At 60.7% G+C, this 16,272-nt stretch carries 14 protein-coding genes and 1 tRNA gene; 4 read left to right on the top strand and 11 right to left on the bottom strand.

Annotation, left to right across the window (positions count from 1 at the left end):
• Positions 1-12: 12 nt before the first annotated feature.
• From ACK3SD_RS00425 to dppA, 6 genes are all read right to left on the bottom strand, one after another.
• The gene (locus ACK3SD_RS00425) at positions 13-1,089 is read right to left on the bottom strand and encodes a Fic family protein (protein WP_481126409.1); all 1,077 of its coding nucleotides are present in this window, start codon (positions 1,087-1,089) and stop codon (positions 13-15) included.
• Between the two features lie 56 nt (positions 1,090-1,145).
• The gene (gene dppF / locus ACK3SD_RS00420) at positions 1,146-2,150 is read right to left on the bottom strand and encodes a dipeptide ABC transporter ATP-binding subunit DppF (RefSeq protein ID WP_481126408.1); all 1,005 of its coding nucleotides are present in this window, start codon (positions 2,148-2,150) and stop codon (positions 1,146-1,148) included.
• Entirely contained in the window at positions 2,140-3,180 is a 1,041-nt protein-coding gene (dppD, locus tag ACK3SD_RS00415) for a dipeptide ABC transporter ATP-binding protein (RefSeq protein WP_137761792.1), read from the bottom strand. The genes dppF and dppD overlap by 11 nt, the downstream gene beginning before the upstream one ends.
• 11 nt (positions 3,181-3,191) lie before the next feature.
• Positions 3,192-4,109 carry a dipeptide ABC transporter permease DppC gene (dppC, locus tag ACK3SD_RS00410; protein WP_481126407.1) on the bottom strand — a complete coding sequence of 306 codons (918 nt, stop codon included), beginning with the start codon at positions 4,107-4,109 and terminating at the stop codon, positions 3,192-3,194.
• 9 nt (positions 4,110-4,118) lie between these two features.
• Complete coding sequence (gene dppB / locus ACK3SD_RS00405; protein WP_137761790.1) at positions 4,119-5,138, bottom strand: dipeptide ABC transporter permease DppB; 1,020 nt, start codon at positions 5,136-5,138, stop codon at positions 4,119-4,121.
• 216 nt (positions 5,139-5,354) lie between these two features.
• Positions 5,355-6,962, bottom strand: a complete 1,608-nt coding sequence (gene dppA, locus ACK3SD_RS00400; protein ID WP_481126406.1) for a dipeptide ABC transporter periplasmic-binding protein DppA — start codon at positions 6,960-6,962, stop codon at positions 5,355-5,357.
• A gap of 829 nt (positions 6,963-7,791) precedes the next feature.
• Between dppA and budC the strand changes: the two genes are divergently transcribed.
• The 3 genes from budC (at position 7,792) to ACK3SD_RS00385 (ending at position 10,659) form a co-directional block, all read left to right on the top strand.
• Positions 7,792-8,556 (top strand): meso-2,3-butanediol dehydrogenase, encoded by a 765-nt coding sequence (budC, locus tag ACK3SD_RS00395; RefSeq protein WP_481126405.1) that lies wholly within the window; start codon positions 7,792-7,794, stop codon positions 8,554-8,556.
• Positions 8,557-8,597: 41 nt separating this feature from the next.
• The gene (locus ACK3SD_RS00390; RefSeq protein WP_481126404.1) at positions 8,598-10,136 is read left to right on the top strand and encodes an FAD-dependent oxidoreductase; all 1,539 of its coding nucleotides are present in this window, start codon (positions 8,598-8,600) and stop codon (positions 10,134-10,136) included.
• Between the two features lie 370 nt (positions 10,137-10,506).
• Entirely contained in the window at positions 10,507-10,659 is a 153-nt protein-coding gene (locus ACK3SD_RS00385) for a Hok/Gef family protein (RefSeq protein ID WP_481126403.1), read from the top strand.
• 175 nt (positions 10,660-10,834) lie between these two features.
• Here the strand turns inward: ACK3SD_RS00385 and ACK3SD_RS00380 are convergent.
• The 4 genes from ACK3SD_RS00380 to ACK3SD_RS00365 form a co-directional block, all read right to left on the bottom strand.
• Positions 10,835-10,911: transfer RNA gene (locus tag ACK3SD_RS00380), tRNA-Pro, on the bottom strand.
• Between the two features lie 100 nt (positions 10,912-11,011).
• Entirely contained in the window at positions 11,012-12,685 is a 1,674-nt protein-coding gene (gene eptB, locus ACK3SD_RS00375; protein ID WP_481126402.1) for a kdo(2)-lipid A phosphoethanolamine 7''-transferase, read from the bottom strand.
• Between the two features lie 231 nt (positions 12,686-12,916).
• On the bottom strand, positions 12,917-13,342 hold the full coding sequence (locus ACK3SD_RS00370; protein ID WP_137761778.1) for an organic hydroperoxide resistance protein: 426 nt from the start codon (positions 13,340-13,342) through the stop codon (positions 12,917-12,919).
• A 138-nt stretch (positions 13,343-13,480) separates the two neighbouring features.
• Positions 13,481-13,945 (bottom strand): MarR family winged helix-turn-helix transcriptional regulator, encoded by a 465-nt coding sequence (locus tag ACK3SD_RS00365; protein ID WP_481126401.1) that lies wholly within the window; start codon positions 13,943-13,945, stop codon positions 13,481-13,483.
• A gap of 237 nt (positions 13,946-14,182) precedes the next feature.
• Here ACK3SD_RS00365 and ACK3SD_RS00360 point away from each other — a divergent pair, with 237 nt between their 5' ends.
• Positions 14,183-14,779 (top strand): HD domain-containing protein, encoded by a 597-nt coding sequence (locus ACK3SD_RS00360; protein ID WP_137761776.1) that lies wholly within the window; start codon positions 14,183-14,185, stop codon positions 14,777-14,779.
• On the opposite strand, the gene ACK3SD_RS00355 is transcribed toward ACK3SD_RS00360, so the two are convergent.
• Positions 14,755-16,224 (bottom strand): alpha/beta hydrolase, encoded by a 1,470-nt coding sequence (locus ACK3SD_RS00355; protein WP_481126400.1) that lies wholly within the window; start codon positions 16,222-16,224, stop codon positions 14,755-14,757. The genes ACK3SD_RS00360 and ACK3SD_RS00355 overlap by 25 nt on opposite strands.
• Positions 16,225-16,272: the final 48 nt, after the last annotated feature.

The raw sequence follows: 16,272 nt of genomic DNA, 5'->3' as shown, positions 1-16,272 counted from the left end.
TGCCCGGCTTTTTTATTCCAGCCAATTGGCGAGCGCCTGATCCCCCGCCGCCGTCAGCCAGTAACGCTGTTGCGGGCTACGGGGCGCATCGGGATTGACCATCGCTACCCACCCCCTTTGCAAGGCTGGCTCCAGTACGTTTTGCCGGAAGGTCGGCCGGTGGCGCAGCCCCAGCGCCGCCATCAGCTCGGCGCTTTTCAGCGGCGGGCGGCGGTAGAGCGTCTGGAGCAGCGCCTGCACGGCAGGCGTCAGGCGGATGGCTGGCTCCGCCACCGCCTGCACCTCCCGCATCGCCTCCAGAATGGCAGCCAGCATGAAGGCAATAAAGGGGGTGGCCTGTGCCTGCCGATCGGCGGCTGACAGGGCGGCGTAGTACTCCTCCTGCCGCGTCTTGATCACGGTCTCGACCGGCAGAAAGGCAAACAGTGGCTGCCACTCACTGAGCAACCGGGACTGCCATAGCCGCCCCATCCGCCCGTTGCCATCCGCAAAGGGATGGATAAACTCGAATTCATAGTGAAAGACGCAGCTTGCCACCAGCGGATGGCAATCCGTCGCGCCGCACCATGCCAGCAGCTCGCGCATTAACAGCGGCACCCGGTCGGCGGGCGGCGGCATATGAATCAACGGCTTATCCCGGTAAATGCCAACGCCGCTCTGGCGAAAGTGGCCGGCATGATCCACCAGCCCCTGCATCAATACCCCATGCGCCTGAAGCAGGTGCGTAATCTGGTACGGCTGCCATGCCATCAGCCGCTGGTAAGCCGCGAAGGCGTTGCGTACCTCCTGGATCTCATGCGGCAGGCCCAGCACCCGCTTCCCCTCCAGCACGGCCGTTACCTGCGCCAGCGATAGCGTATTGTTCTCAATCGCCAACGATGCCTGAATGGTGCGAATCTGGTTTCCACGGCGCAACTGCGGCGTCAAAATCTTATTTTGCGTGACCGACCACTGCCCCAGCAGCGTACTGATGTCAGCCACATGGTTAAGGATCTCAGAGGTCAGGGTAAAGGGCGGCGTATAGCGCATGGGCGGCTCGGCGTGGGAAGTGTGGTCACACTCTACTTGATCGCTACTTGATCGGTGCATTGTGGCACCGCCCATAAAAAAGGGCGCTCGCGCGCCCTATAAAGGAGGGAGGAAGGTCAGGCCGGGAGCTGCTCGGCGTGGGCTTTCTCATCCTCATCGACCGCGAAGCAGGCCACCAACTGATCGCCATACTGCTTGAGCTGCGGTTGCTGCTGCGGGCAGACGTGGAAGGCGCGGCGGCAGCGGGCGTTGAACGGGCAGCCCGGTGGCGGGTTGAGCGGGCTGGGCAGTTCGCCGGTCAGCTTGATACGTTCGCGCCGATGGTCTGGGTTGAGGCGTGGGGTGGCGGAGAGCAGCGCCTGCGTATAGGGGTGGCGCGGGTTGCTGAAGATCGCCTCCTTGGTGCCCTTCTCCACGCAGCGCCCGAGGTACATCACCATCACCTCGTCGGCAATGTGCTCCACCACCGACAGATCGTGGGAGATGAAGACGTAGGAGAGGCCCAGCTCCTGCTGCAAATCCATCATCAGGTTCAGCACCTGCGCGCGGACGGAGACATCGAGGGCGGAGACCGGCTCATCGGCGATCACCACATCCGGGTTGAGCATCAGCCCACGCGCGATGGCGATGCGCTGGCGCTGGCCGCCGGAGAACATGTGCGGATAGCGATCGTAGTGCTCGGTCTTCAGGCCCACCTTCGCCATCATCTCCAGCGCCTTCTCCCGCCGCTCGGCGGCGCTCAGCGGCGTGTTGATCAGCAGCGGCTCCTCCAGAATCTGCCCCACCTTTTTGCGCGGGTTGAGCGAGCCATAGGGGTTCTGGAACACAATCTGGATCTTCTGGCGGCGCAGCTTCTCAGCCGTCACATCCGGTTGCAGCAGATCCTGCCCTTGGTAGTAAAGCTCGCCACCGGTCGGTGTCTCAATCATCGTCAGCAGGCGGCCAAGGGTCGATTTGCCACAGCCGGACTCGCCCACCACCGCCAGCGTCTTGCCGCGCTCCAGGGTGAAGGAGACGCCATCCAGCGCCTTCACCATCCGCTCCGGCGCGAACATCCCGCGTTTTACGGGGTAGTGCTTTTTCAGGTCAATCGCCTGCAACAGTGGCGCATTATTGGTCATAGGTCGGTCTCCCGGCGTCATCGAGCGGGTAGTGGCATTTGGACTGCCGGCCAGGGATCTGGCGCAGGGCCGGTTCCACGGCGCGGCAGTGGTCGGTGGCGTAGGGGCAGCGCGGGTTGAGCAGGCAGCCGGTCGGGCGGTCATATTTGCCCGGCACCACGCCCGGCAGCGAGGCCAGCCGCGCCTTGTCGGCGGCGAACTCCGGCAGGGCGCGCAGCAGCGCCTGCGTGTAGGGGTGGCGCGGCGCGCGGAAGATCTCCTCCGCCTTGCCCACCTCCACCACCTGCCCGGCATACATCACGATGATCTGGTGTGCCGCCTCGGCCACCAGCGCCAAATCGTGGGTGATCAAAATCAGCGCCATGTTCTCGCGCTGTTGCAGCTCCAGCAGCAGCTCAATGATCTGCGCCTGAATGGTCACGTCCAGCGCGGTGGTCGGCTCATCGGCGATCAGCAGCTTGGGCCGGCAGGCGATGGCCATCGCGATCATCACGCGCTGGCTCATGCCGCCAGAGAGCTGGTGCGGGTAGACATCCAGCCGCGAGGCCGGGTCGGGAATGCCCACCTGCGTCAGTAGGTCAATGGTGCGCTGACGGCGGGTCTTTTTGCTGCCGCCCTGATGCACCTTCAGCGCCTCCATAATCTGGTAGCCGACGGTGTAGCAGGGGTTGAGGCTGGTCATCGGGTCCTGGAAGATCATCGCCACTTCGGAACCCACCAGCTGGCGGCGCTGCTTCTCGCTCATCGTCTGGAGGTCATGGCCGTTAAATGCCAGCCGTTCGGCCATCACCTTGCCAGGGAAGTCGATCAGCCCCATGATCGCCAGCGAACTGACGGATTTGCCGGAGCCGGACTCGCCGACGATGCCGATCACCTGCCCCTGCGCCACCTGATAGCTGATGCGATCCACGGCGCGGAACGGCGCCGCGCTGTCGCCAAAGTGCACGGAGAGCTGATCCACGGTCAGCAGGGGCTTGCCCGCCGCGGCGGAAGGCGCGGGCGCCTCAGTCAAAATTTCGGTTGCAGACATATCGCGTCCTCCTACTGCTTGAGTTTGGGGTCAAGGGCGTCACGCAGGCCATCCCCCATCAAATTGAATGCCAATACCGTCAGCAGGATGATCAGGCCGGGGAAGGTCACGACCCACCAGGCGCTCTGCGCGAACTGCAACACATCGGACAGCATGGTGCCCCACTCTGGCGTCGGCGGCTGCGCGCCCATGCCGAGGAAGCCCAGCGCCGCCATATCGAGGATGGCGTTGGAGAAGCCCAGCGATGCCTGCACGATCAGCGGTGCCAGGCAGTTGGGCAGGATATTGACGAACATCTGGCGCATCGCGCCCGCGCCCGCCACGCGTGAGGCGGTGACGTAGTCGCGGTTGACCTCCACCAGCACCGCCGCGCGCGTCAGGCGCACATAGTGCGGCAGCGCCACGAAGGTCAGCGCCAGCGAGGCGTTGACGATGGAGGGGCCGAAGATCGCCACCAGCACCAGCGCCAGCAGCAGGCTCGGCAATGCCAGCATGATGTCCACCACGCGCATGATGATGATGTCCAACATGCCGCCGAAGTAACCGGCCAGCAGGCCGAGCACCACGCCCATGATCAACGACAGCACCACCACCAGACAGCCCACCAGCAGCGACAGGCGCGCGCCATACATCAGGCGCGACAGAACATCGCGGCCCACGTCATCGGTGCCGAGCAGGAACTGCCAGCTGCCGCCCTCTTGCCAGACCGGCGGCTTCAGCAGCGCGTCGCGGAACTGCTCCGCTGGCGCATGCGGCGCAAGGAAGCCCGCGCCCAGCGCCACCACCAGCATCAGGATGATATAGGCGAGGCCCACCACCGCGCCCTTGTTGCGTTTGAAGTAGTGCCAGAACTCCTGCATCGGGGTCATGGGCACCGGCGCGGTGCCGCGCTGGGATTCGGTGCCGACTGGCTCACTGATTTGAGACATGTGCGCCCCCTATTTCTTGTGTCGGATACGGGGGTTAACCACGCCGTAGAGCACGTCTACCAGCAGGTTAACCAGAATAATCAGGGTGGCGATCAGCAGCACCCCGCCCTGCACCACCGGATAGTCACGGCGTTGCAGCGCATCGATCAGCCAGCGTCCCAGCCCCGGCCAGGAGAAGATGGTTTCCGTCAGGATCGCGCCCGCCAGCAGCGTGCCGACCTGGAGGCCAATCACCGTCACCACTGGCAGCATGGCGTTGCGCAGCGCGTGGACGATGATCACCCGCATCCGGCTGACGCCCTTGGCGCGCGCGGTGCGGATATAGTCCTCGCCCAGCACCTCCAGCATCGAGGAGCGGGTCATGCGCACGATCACCGCCAGCGGGATGGTGCCGAGCACGATGGCTGGCAGGATCATGTGCATCACCGCGTCGGTGAAGTCGCCCGGTTCGCCCCAGATAAAGGTGTCGATCAGCATGAAGCCGGTGAGTGGCAGGGTGTCGTCGAGGAACACGGTGTCGCTGATGCGGCCGGAGACCGGCGTCAGGTTCAGCTGCACCGAAACCAGCATCACCAGCATGATGCCCCACCAGAAAATCGGCATTGAATAGCCAGTCAGCGAGATGCCAACGGCGGTGTGGTCAAATACCGAGCCGCGCTTGACCGCCGCCAGCACCCCGACCGGGATGCCGACCACCACCGCGAACAGCATCGCGCAGATGCCCAACTCCAGCGTGGCGAAGAAACGCGGCACGAACTCATCCCACACCGGGATGCGGCTCTTCAACGAGATGCCGAGGTCGCCCTGCAACACCGCGCCGACATAGTGGAAATATTGTTGGTAGAGGGGCTTATCCAGTCCCATTTCTGCCATCAGCTGCGCGTGGCGCTCAGCGGAGATGCCGCGCTCGCCGGCCATAATGGTCACCGGGTCGCCGGGGATCATGTGGACGAAGGCGAAGGTCAGCAGGGTGATACCGATAAACGTTGGGATAACCAGTCCCAAACGCCGGAGTATGAACTGCAACATAACCCGAACTCTCTGTATAGAAGGCCCGGGGAACCACGGCTCCCCAGGCTTGGACAAGGCTCACATCTGAATCGGGCGCGGCGGGAAGCCACACCCCAACAGGTCACAAAATAGTTCGATCCCTCGACGGGGCCGGGCTGCGCCGGCCTATCCGGGAGCGGCGCGGGGGCGGCCCGCGCCGGATGCCGTCATGCGCCCTGGCGGGCGAGGACGGCATCACTCCATGGAGACGTTCTCGAAGTGGTGTTTGCCCAGCGGGTCAACAACGTAGCCCTTCACCTCTTTGCGTACCGGCTCGTACACGGTGGAGTGGGCGATAATCAGCGCCGGGGCCTGATCATGCATCACGACCTGCGCCTGTTTGTAGTACTCGATGCGCTTGTTGTGATCGGCTTCGGCGCGGGCCGGCTGGATCTGATCCTCAAACGGCTTGTAACACCATTTAGAGTAGTTCGATCCTTGCTTGGCTGCATCACAGCTGAACAGGGTGGCGAAGAAGTTATCCGGATCCCCGTTGTCGCCAGTCCAGCCCATCATCACCGTCTGGTGCTCGCCATCTTTGGCGCGCTTCAGGTACTCGCCCCACTCATAGGTGACGATCTTGGCCTTCACGCCCACTTTCGCCCAGTCCGCCTGAATCAGCTCCGCCATACGGCGCGCGTTCGGGTTGTAGGGGCGCTGTACCGGCATCGCCCACAGGTCGATGCTGAAGCCATCCGCCATACCGGCCTCTTTCAGCAGCGCCTTGGCTTTTTCCGGGTCGTAGGCGTAGTCCTGAATGTCGTTGTTGTAGCTCCACATGGTCGGCGGGATCAGGTTCTTGGCCGACTGGCCCGCGCCCTGATAGACCGCGTCAATGATCGCTTTCTTGTTGACCGCCATGCTCAGCGCCTGACGCACCTTGACGTTATCCAGCGGCTTTTTCTCGACGTTGAACGAGAGATAGCCGACGTTCAGCCCCGGTTGCTGCATCAGGTTGATCGATTTGTCGTTCTTCATCGATGCGATGTCCGCCGGGTTCGGGTACGGCATCACCTGACACTCATTCTTCTGCAACTTGGCGTAACGCACCGAGGCGTCCGGCGTGATGGAGAAGACCAGACGGTCGATCTGCGGCTTGGTGCCCCAGAAGCCCTCAAACGCCTTGTAGAGGATGCGCGAATCTTTTTGGTATTGCAGCAGCTGGAACGGGCCGGTGCCGATCGGGTTGAGGTCGATCTTCTCCGGGGTGCCCGCCTTCAGCATGTTGTCGGCATACTCAGCAGACATGATGGAGGCGAAATCCATCGCCAGATCGGCGAGGAACGGCGACTCCGGGCGGTTCAGCACGAAGCGCACCGTGTGGTCATCCACCTTCTCGACCTTGTTGATCAGGTCTGGCATCCCCATGCCTTGGAAGTACTCGTAGCTGCCGCCGGAGACTTTATGGTACGGGTGGTTTTCATCTTTCTGGCGATTGAAGGAGAAGAGTACGTCGTCGGCGTTGAAGTCACGCGTCGGCTTGAACTCCTTGCTGCTCTGCCACTTCACACCCTGACGCAGGTGGAAGGTGTAGGTTTTGCCATCTTCACTGACGTCCCACTTCTCGGCCAGACCGGGCTGGATCTCGGTGGTGCCGATTTTGAACTCCACCAGACGGTTATAGATCGGCACGGAGCTGGCGTCATAGGTGGTGCCAGAGGTAAAGAGCTGTGGGTTAAAGCCTTCCGGCGAGCCTTCAGAGCAGTAGACCAGGGTTTTTGCCTGCACGCCAGCCGCCACGGACAGCGCCAGCAGGCCCATGCTGAACTTAAGTAACCCTGATTTTCCCAAGGAGATTCTCATCGCGTAACTCCATAGATTGTGATGTGGTGTTGTGTGTTTTTATACAGGCCGGCCTGTAATGTTTTTGTCGGTGGTCGGCTCTGGGCGTGGCGTCAGGGAGACGCCTGAAGGAATACGGTGCGGGTGCCGGTGAAAACGTTTCCCGGCGGATCTAGGTGCGTGGAATTCACCCAAACTATCCACTGGTCATACCCCTGAGGCTACCAATTTGGCAACTGTTGAGGGTGACGTCAATATAACCAGTGGGGATTTGCGTAGAGTGTGAGAAACAGCAAACAAACATAAAAAAAACTGTTTCCTAACATCTACCGGACAATATGGCAGCACAAAGTCAGGAGCTGGCGAATTATCTGGCTGTAACAGTTTGTCGCTGGTCGTTTCACCCGTTAAAAAACTAAAAAATTTTCTTGCCGAATGGTGATTATCTGAACGCTTATCGGGGAGAAAGGTGGAAATTTCAGCTGAAAATGCTGATGGCTAACCCGAAAGAGTCAGGCGCCCAGCCATAAGTAAAATTGATAACAGCGACATTCAGCGCGAAACGAAAAAACTTCTCATTTAGCCTACGCTAAGGCATGCCGGAGAATCTGCTGCGGCTGCTGTCGATGCTGGCAGCCAGTGGCCGGTAGCGTCGCTTCCCTAGGTGGCCGTGGGATTGCCAACATTTTCCTCTCATTCACACTTTTTAAAAATTTATTTCTACTGCAAAACAGCCGCTTACCGCCCATTTTCCCTGCCTAAGCCGGATCGCGCCGATGACTTTGCTAGGCTTATAAACATCAGGTGTTTTTTGCGGGCTTTGCGCCCATCCACAGAGAAAGGAGGCAATATGCAACGATTCAGCAAGAAAGTCGTCGTCGTCACGGGGGCAGGCTCCGGCATCGGTGAGGCCACCGCCCAGCGTTTCGCTTCTGAAGGGGCGACTGTGGTGCTGGTCGGCCGCACAGAGGAGAAGTTGCAGGCCACCCTTAAGAGTCTTGAGGGCGGCGACCACCTGGTGCGCGCGACCGACATGGCCGAAGCGGACGAGGTGGAGCAGCTGGTGGACGAGGTGCTGAAAAAATATGGACGGGTGGATGTCGTGGTCAACAATGCTGGCGTGGCCGCACAGGGCCGGGTGCATGAGGGCGATTACGCGGATTGGGAGAAGGCGATCAAGGTTGACCTGTATGGCGTCTTCCACAGCTGCCGCTACTTTATGCCCGCGCTGATCAAGAGCCAAGGCAATATCGTCAACGTCTCCTCTGTGTCGGGGCTGGGCGGTGACTGGGGCATGAGCTTCTATAACGCAGCCAAGGGCGGCGTCACCAATTTCACCCGCTCGCTGGCGATGGATCAGGGTGCGGACAAGGTGCGCGTCAACGCCGTCTGTCCCGGCCTGATCATCACGCCGATGGCCTCTGACATCAAAGAGAATGAGCCGCTGCTGGCGGAGTTCCGCAAACGTACTCCGCTCGGCCGTCCCGGCCAGCCCGACGAGGTGGCGGCGGTGATCGCCTTCCTGGCGAGTGACGATGCCCGTTACGTCACAGGCGTCAACTTGCCGGTTGATGGCGGTATCACGGCCTCCAACGGCCAGCCCAAGCAAGCGTAACCCCGGACAGCCACTCCCCCCTGCAACCCAAGGAGCATGTCATGGCATACCAACAGGCCCTGGCGCTGTCGGCACTGACCGACAGCCAACCCAAATCCATCACTCTGGATGACACTAAGATCATGCTGGTGAAGCGTGGCGATCGCGTTAACGCCTTCCAGGCTACCTGCCCCCATGCTGGCGCGCCGCTGGCGGAGGGGGCCATCTGCGACGGCCAGCTGGTCTGCCCGTGGCATAAGGCGGTCTACTCGCTGGATGATGGGCAGCTGATGGAGCCACCGGCGCTGGAGGGGCTGACACGCTATGCGGTGAAGGTGGAGAACGGCATGGTCTGGGTCGATCCGCAGGCGTCGCAGCCGCCGGTGACGCCGGAAGACGTCGGCGACCGCGGCACGCTAGTGATCATTGGCTCCGGCGCGGCGGGTAGCGCGGCGCTGGCCGCCCTGCATGAGCGCGACTACGCTGGCAAAATTGTGGTCATCGACCGCGAAAAGCAGGCTGGCTATGACCGCACCGCCCTGAGCAAGTTTGTGCCGATGGGGCAGATGAAGGTGGATGAGGTGCCCGCACTGCTGGACGACGAGGTCACCGAGGACACCCATGTTGAGCGGCTGGTGGCACAGGTGGCGCACATCGACAGCCAGAACCAGATAGTGGTGCTGGAGAACCAGCGCCGCATCCCGTTCGATAAGCTGCTGATTGCCAGCGGCGGCAAGCCACAGGTGCCGGATCTGCCCGGCGTGCAGCTCAGCGGCATCCACGTGCTGCGCAATCTCCAGCATGAGAAGACACTGCTGCACGCGGTGGATACGTTGAAGGAGCTGGTGATTGTCGGCAGTAACTTTATCGGCATGGAGATGGCCGCCGCGCTGCGCAAACGCGGTATAGCGGTCACGGTCATCGCCCCGCACCCGCTACCATTCGAGACCCAGTTCGGCCCGCGCATCGCCCACTATTTCCGCCAGCTGCATGAGGCGCAGGGCGTGAACTTCATCGACGGCAAGGCGGCGGCTTTCGAGGGCGGCGAGCGCGTCGAGGCAGTGGTGCTGGAGGATGGCAGGCGCGTCCCGACCCATCTGGTGCTGTTGGCCACCGGCATTGAGCCGGTTACCTCCTTCATCCACGACCTGCCGCTGGCCGAGGATGGCAGTTTGCAGGTCAATGAGCAGATGGCGGCGGCCGACAATATCTATGCCGTCGGCGACATCGCCACCTTCCCCTATGAGGGGCGGCCAATCCGCATCGAGCACTGGCGCGTGGCCCAGCAGCAGGGGCGCGTGGCGGCGGTTAATATGCTGGGCGGCAACGAGCCTTTCGACCGCATCCCCTTCTTCTGGACGCAGCACTACGGCACCCGCTACGACTATCTGGGCCATCCGGAGAAGTGGGATCAGATCGATCTGATTGGATCGCTGGAGGAGAAAAACTTCATTGCGCTCTATGGCCTGAAAGAGCAGTTGGTCGCCGTGGTCGCCACCGGCCGTGAACGCACCACTGGCCAGCTGATGCTCGAGATGCAGCAGCACCACCTCAGCATGGAACAAGCACGCCGTGTGGTGCATAACACCGCCCACGCCTGATATTTCCACTAGCCGCCTACGGGCGGCTTTTTATTTCCATCCCTACTTCTTCCTTATTTAATCCCGCCTTCAATCACTTATTTCCAATTCCTGTTACGCGTTCTCGTAATACCCATTACGCAGCAATGAAATAATAAATAAATTAATGAATCGGCAATAAAAAAATGTCATGGAAATAACGCCTACCGGAGTGGCAAGTCGATGAAAAGAGGGAGTATAGTGCGCGGCGGGTGCTCGAGGCTGTCTGGCTTGGGTATCAGTCAGGCGGTGGAGTTGCCCCACATGATATGCAATCCATGTGAGGCTACCAATCACCCCTAGACAAGGTGATTGTAGCCTCATCCCTATCTGCTTTCAAGGAGAGGCAAATATGTCACAACGATTTCTGATTGGGTTAACCGTTATTTGTGTCACGGTTTTACTCTTTACTTTTTTGGTGCGCCGTTCGCTCTGTGAATTGCACATTGAATATGACGGAATAAGTGTGGCAGCGATACTGGCCTACGAAGCCGATCGTGAATAAGCAATCAAGGCGGGGCTTGCCCCGCCTGTTGTCTGGGGAGCCTCTATGCACCCGTTTTTTCCAGACAAATCGTTTTTAGATGGAGCAGCAGTAGAAAATTGCAGGCAACAAAAAACCCGCTAACCAGAGGTTGCGGGTTTTTTATTTCACGGGTCGGGAACCGTGAATCAGAATTTGGTCGGTGAGAGAGGATTCGAACCTCCGACCCCTTCGTCCCGAACGAAGTGCGCTACCAGGCTGCGCCACTCACCGAGAGTGCGGGGCGCATCTTACTTCCGCTACGCCTATGTCGTCAATCCCTTTTTTCTCACCCATCCATCAACTGTTTATTAATTCACCACGACAACAAATGTCACTGGCCCGGCAGGTGGCACCAGTTATTTTTCTGGTTGATGCCGCCATCCGGCGAGGTGAAGCCAATGCAGCCCAGGATGGTATCAAACAGCTCGGTGTGGTGGTGGGTTACGCCGATGCGCTGCTGCGCCTGCAACTGCTCGAAGGCGCTGCGGTGCTCTGGCTGCGACAGGAAGCTGTCTGATGCCCAGACCATCAGCGGCACGCGGAACTGCTCGGCCGGAGCCATCTCGCGCGGGGTGCCGTGGAAGTGGGCGTTCTCCTCAATCGATTCGCCGTGGTCGGCGGCGTAGAACACCAGCGCCTTCTTGTCGCGCACCTGATCAATCACGTTGTCGATAAAGCTGTCGGTATAGAGCACGCTGTTATCGAAGGCGTTGAGCAACTGCTGCTTGCTGCACGACTGGTCAATGCCCATGCACTCCGGCGTATAGCGGGCGTACTCACGCGGATAGCGCTGGGAGTAGAGATAGTGCGAGCCTTTGGTGTGCAGCACGATCAGGTGCTTGCCATGCGGGTAGCGCTTCAGCGACTCGCTCATCTCATTGACCAGCAGCATGTCATCCACCGGTTTGCCGTCATTGCGCTTCTCCGAGGCGATCAGCTCACGGAAGGAGAAGTTATCCGGGTTGGTGTTGTTGTAGAACCACACCTCGCTCTGCATGGCGAACAGCTCCGAGGTGAAGCCGAGGGACTTCATCACCGCGAAGACATTCTGCTCCTTCAGCGTGCGCTGCGGGTTATCCTCCACCCCGCCCTCACGCACGAACATGCAGCGCAGCGAGAGTTTGGTGGCGGTGTCGCAGGAGACGCCCTTGAAGGCGACCAGATTCTTCTCTTTTGACAGGCGCGGCGTGGTGTCGCGGCTGTAGCCCAGCAGGCCCATGTGATCCCAGCGGGTGGTCTCGCCAATGATAAACACTACGTAGGTGTCATCCAGCCCGGCCGGTGGCACGTAGGTAAACTGCTTGGCCGGATCGGCGAGGTCGTCGGCGTCCTGGCTCTCATCATACTGGGTGTAGGCGAACAGGCCGAGGGCCGCCAGCCAGTTGGAAGGCAGGTAGGAGTGCGCCACCACCCCGCCGTAGCTCGGCAGGTCGATGTTGGTCACTTTCTCATTGGCCGACTGCTCCATGTCGAGCAGGCGCAGCGGCAGCCACACCAGCAGCCCGACGCCCAGCAGCAGTGCCAGCGGTTTCAGGCGCTGGCCGGGCGTTTTGATCTGCTCAATCAGAGTATGGCTCAGGTTGTTTTTCCAGATCAGCAGCAGCGGCAGGGCGCTGACCGCCGCCATCCACAGCAGGAAGTGGTAACCAATCACCTCTTTCGACAGATCGACGTCCGTGGTCATCACCGACACAATAATGCCGTAGCCAATGACCACGTTGAAGAAGGTCATATAGTAGCTGGCGGCCACCGAGACCAGCACCAGCAGCGATGCCATCACGCGGTAGAACAGCTTGCCGCCCAGCGACACCATGCGCATGACAAAAAAGGTAAACAAGACGATGGCTAGCACCTCTGTGACCGCAGAGATCATTTTTATGGCGTGGACATCGCGGGTCATATCATCGAAACGACGGTAAAAAACGGAAAAATTCAGGAAAATGCCGATATAGATCGCTAACAACAGAGAAAGCGTTTGTTGCGATAGAGAATTAACTCTATTCATGTATTAAATAAGCCCCGGATGGTATTTAGAATCTAAAATAATCGGACATTATTGATCACAACCGGTTCACTTAGCTGCAAAATAAGTACGTTTTTTGATATCTGTTCAGGAATATTCTGAGGAAAATGCGGCAAAAAGCGGGGAAAAGGCATTAAAACAGGGAGTTGATAAAAAAAGAGGGGAGCGCCCCTCCTTTTTAATTATCACGCTTACTATCTGGCCAGCAATGGCTTATTTAATGTTAAGGGTGACGTCGATGTTGCCGCGGGTGGCATTGGAGTAAGGGCAGACAATGTGCGCCTTTTTCACCAGATCTTCAGCGATGCTGCGCTCTACGCCCGGCAGGCTGATGTCGAGCTGCACTTCAATCGCAAACCCGGTCGGCACCGGGCCGATGCCCACGGTACCTTCAATCTGCGCCTCGTTCGGGATCTTCACCTTCTCTTGTGACGCCACATATTTCAGCGCGCCGAGGAAGCAGGCAGAGTAGCCGGCAGCAAACAGCTGCTCCGGGTTGGTGGCCTCCCCGCCCATGCCGCCCATCTCTTTCGGCACGCCCAGTTTGATGTCCAGCACGCCGTCAGAGGAGGTGGCTCGGCCATCGCGGCCGCCGGTGGCTTTTGCATGGGCGCGGTAGATCACTTTCTCGATAGACATAATATTTTCCTTTTTTTGGCTGGGTTGCGGCCGTGGCCGCCCTCGATATAATAAACGACTTAATCGCACACTATTTAATTAGTGGCAGACATCCCATGCTTTTGCGTTGGGCGACCCGGTAGCGGGCCGCCCAAAGGTTCAGGTGCGTTTCAACAGCTTGCCGCGCAGCAGCTCAAGCTGTTGCTTAATGGCGTTCAACTCTTCGACATCGCACTCGGCCGCACAGGCCACTGCCTCGGGTACTGCCTGCGCCTGTTGGCGCAATGCCCGGCCAGCGTCGGTCAGGCTAATCAGCACCTGTCGCTCATCGCTGGCTGCCCGGCGGCGCGACAGCAGGCCCGCTGCCTCCAGCCGCTTCAGCAGCGGGGTCAGGGTGGCGGAGTCCAAAAATAGCCGCTCGCCAATTTCTGAGACCGTAATCCCCTCGCGCTCCCACAGCACCAGCATCACCAGATATTGCGGGTAGGTCAGGCCGAGCTGCGCCAGCAGCTTGCGGTAGACCTTGTTCAACGCCAGATTGGCGGAGTAGAGCGCAAAGCACATCTGCTGGTCGAGGTGCAGCAGCGGCAGGTCGGGCAGCGAATCGTCAGGATGTCTGTTCATGGTTCCAATATATATAGTGTGCGATATAATAGCAAGCATAGGCAGTGGCGATGCCCACGTGGCGCTGGGCCTGCTCTGAAAAGCAGGGCATCGGGCGGCATGAAACGGGAAACCACGCTATGTTAAAGGGTGAAACAAAGCGTATGGGCCGCCTTCCTCTGCGTAAACCGTAGCTTGGCGCGCAAATTTCTTGCCTGTTGTCACACAGGCCGCGCCTCAGGGACAAGGGAGAAATCTATGACGACTTTAGTTGAACGGGCGCGCCGCTTTGCCGGCAAAGCGCACGCCGCCATTAACCAGCGCCGAAAGTATACGGACGATCCCTACATTGTGCACCCGCGCGCGGTGGCAAAGATCGTTCGCAGCGTCCCTCACACCGAGGCGATGCTGGCCGCCGCCTGGCTGCATGACACGGTGGAGGACACCCCGACCACCCTGCATGAGATCCAGGAGAAGTTTGGCGCGGAAGTGGCCGAACTGGTGGAGATGCTGACCAATACCAGCCAGCCGGAAGAGGACAGCCGCATCGTGCGCAAGAACCGCGATCGCCGCCACACCGCGCAGGCCAGCCCTCAGGCTAAAACCATCAAACTGGCCGATCTGATCGATAATCTGCATGAAATTCTGGAGTGTGACGCGGATTTCGCCAAGACCTACCTGATTGAGAAGCGCCTGCAACTGGAGGTGCTGAAAGAGGGTGACAGCACGCTCTGGCAGCGCGCCAAGCGCACCATTGACGAGGCGCTCGACAGCCTGCACCAGCCGCCCTACAACGTGCCGGCGCAGTGGTTCCACGACACCGAGCGCGCCTACCTCAACGCCGACCGCCCCTGAATCCCCTGATCGATGCGCGCCAGCAGCCAGGGGTAGAAGGGATTGGAGGCGATGCGCATCAGCGTGTCCATGCTCTCCACCAGCGCCCCGCGCTCGCCGCGCGAGGCCAGTGTCCCGAGGCTAAGGCCAAATTGGTGCGGATCGGCGGGCGTACGGCCATAGAGCGAGTCATCGGGCGGGAACGGCAGCGCCACATGTGACAGCGAGTAGATCTCCGGCGGATAGGCGATCCCCAGCGCCTGCCGCTGGTGTGCAAGGCCGTTGGCTGGCAGGGTATCGGCCACCACCGAATTGCCACTGCCCGCTGGCCCGTTGCCGACCACCGTGGTGGCGTAGCGGCGCGGCGGGGGCGGCAGCAACCGCTCCAGCGCGGTGTCGGCATTCGGCTTGAGCAGCGGCCCAAACTCCGCCCGGCGGTTGATGTCAAACAGCACCAGCTCACTGCCGTTGGTTGGCAGGCGGTTGTAAAGCGCCTCCACCACCGCGCGCGTGCTGACGGTGGAGTCGAGCACTGATTGGAAGGTCAGCAGCGGCGGCAACTGCGCCAGCCCACCGCCCTTCTCCTCCTGCGTAATCTGCTGTTGCAGCGCCTGCGTCAGCTCCCACGACTGGCGCGCGCCATTCACCGGGAACGAGTTATATTTGAAGGGGTTGAACTCCGGCAGGATGCTGAGCCAGGCGGCCTTGGCGAAGCGTGGGAACAGCGCTGGCAGGCCAGCCAGGCCGGCGAAACGGGCAAAGTGGGTGACGCCAATCATCGGCGAGATCAGCACCACCCGCTGTGGCCGCACCAACGACGGGTCGTGCAGCGCATCCAGCGTATATTTCAGCGCCAGCGCGCCGCCGTTGGAGAAACCGACCAGTTGCAGCGGCACCGCTGGCCCCGCCCTCTCCCGTGCCTCGCGCACCGCCAGCCGGGTGGCGGCCATCCACTGTTCCCAGCTCACCTGGGTCAGCGCGCCCGGCACCGTGCCGTGGCCCGGCAAGCGGATGCCCACCACCAGCCAGCCGCGCTGCTGATAGTGCGCCGCCAGGTGGCGCAGGCTGTAGGGCGAGTCCGTCAGCCCATGCAGCATCACCACTGCCCCCTGTGGCGGGCCAGCGGGCCGCAGCTCATAGGAGTGGTTCCAATCATGGCGGAAGTGGCCGGGATAGATGACGCTGCCCTGAAAGTAGCGGTTGAAGGGCTGGCGCTCGTCGGCGTCGAGCTTCTCCGTCACCTCGTGGGTGACCTCATCAAACGCCCGCCGCTCCACGCGCAGGTACTCCGCCCAGTCAGCGTGATCCAACTCCTCGGTGGTCAGTTCGGTCGGCACCTCGGTGTGCCACGGCTCCAGCGGCGGCCCGCTCTGGGTATCATAGACCCGCACGCTAAACAGGGTGACTGCCGCCACCGCCAGCAGCACGGTCAACTGTTTCAGCCGTCTCTTGATCCGTAAACGCATAACGCCCCTTTCCGCAACACAGGTGATGGCGATCAGGATAGCCGTTCT

This window comes from Chimaeribacter sp. YP20170169, assembly GCF_056739715.1.
This window is presented reverse-complemented; position numbering and strand designations above follow the sequence as displayed.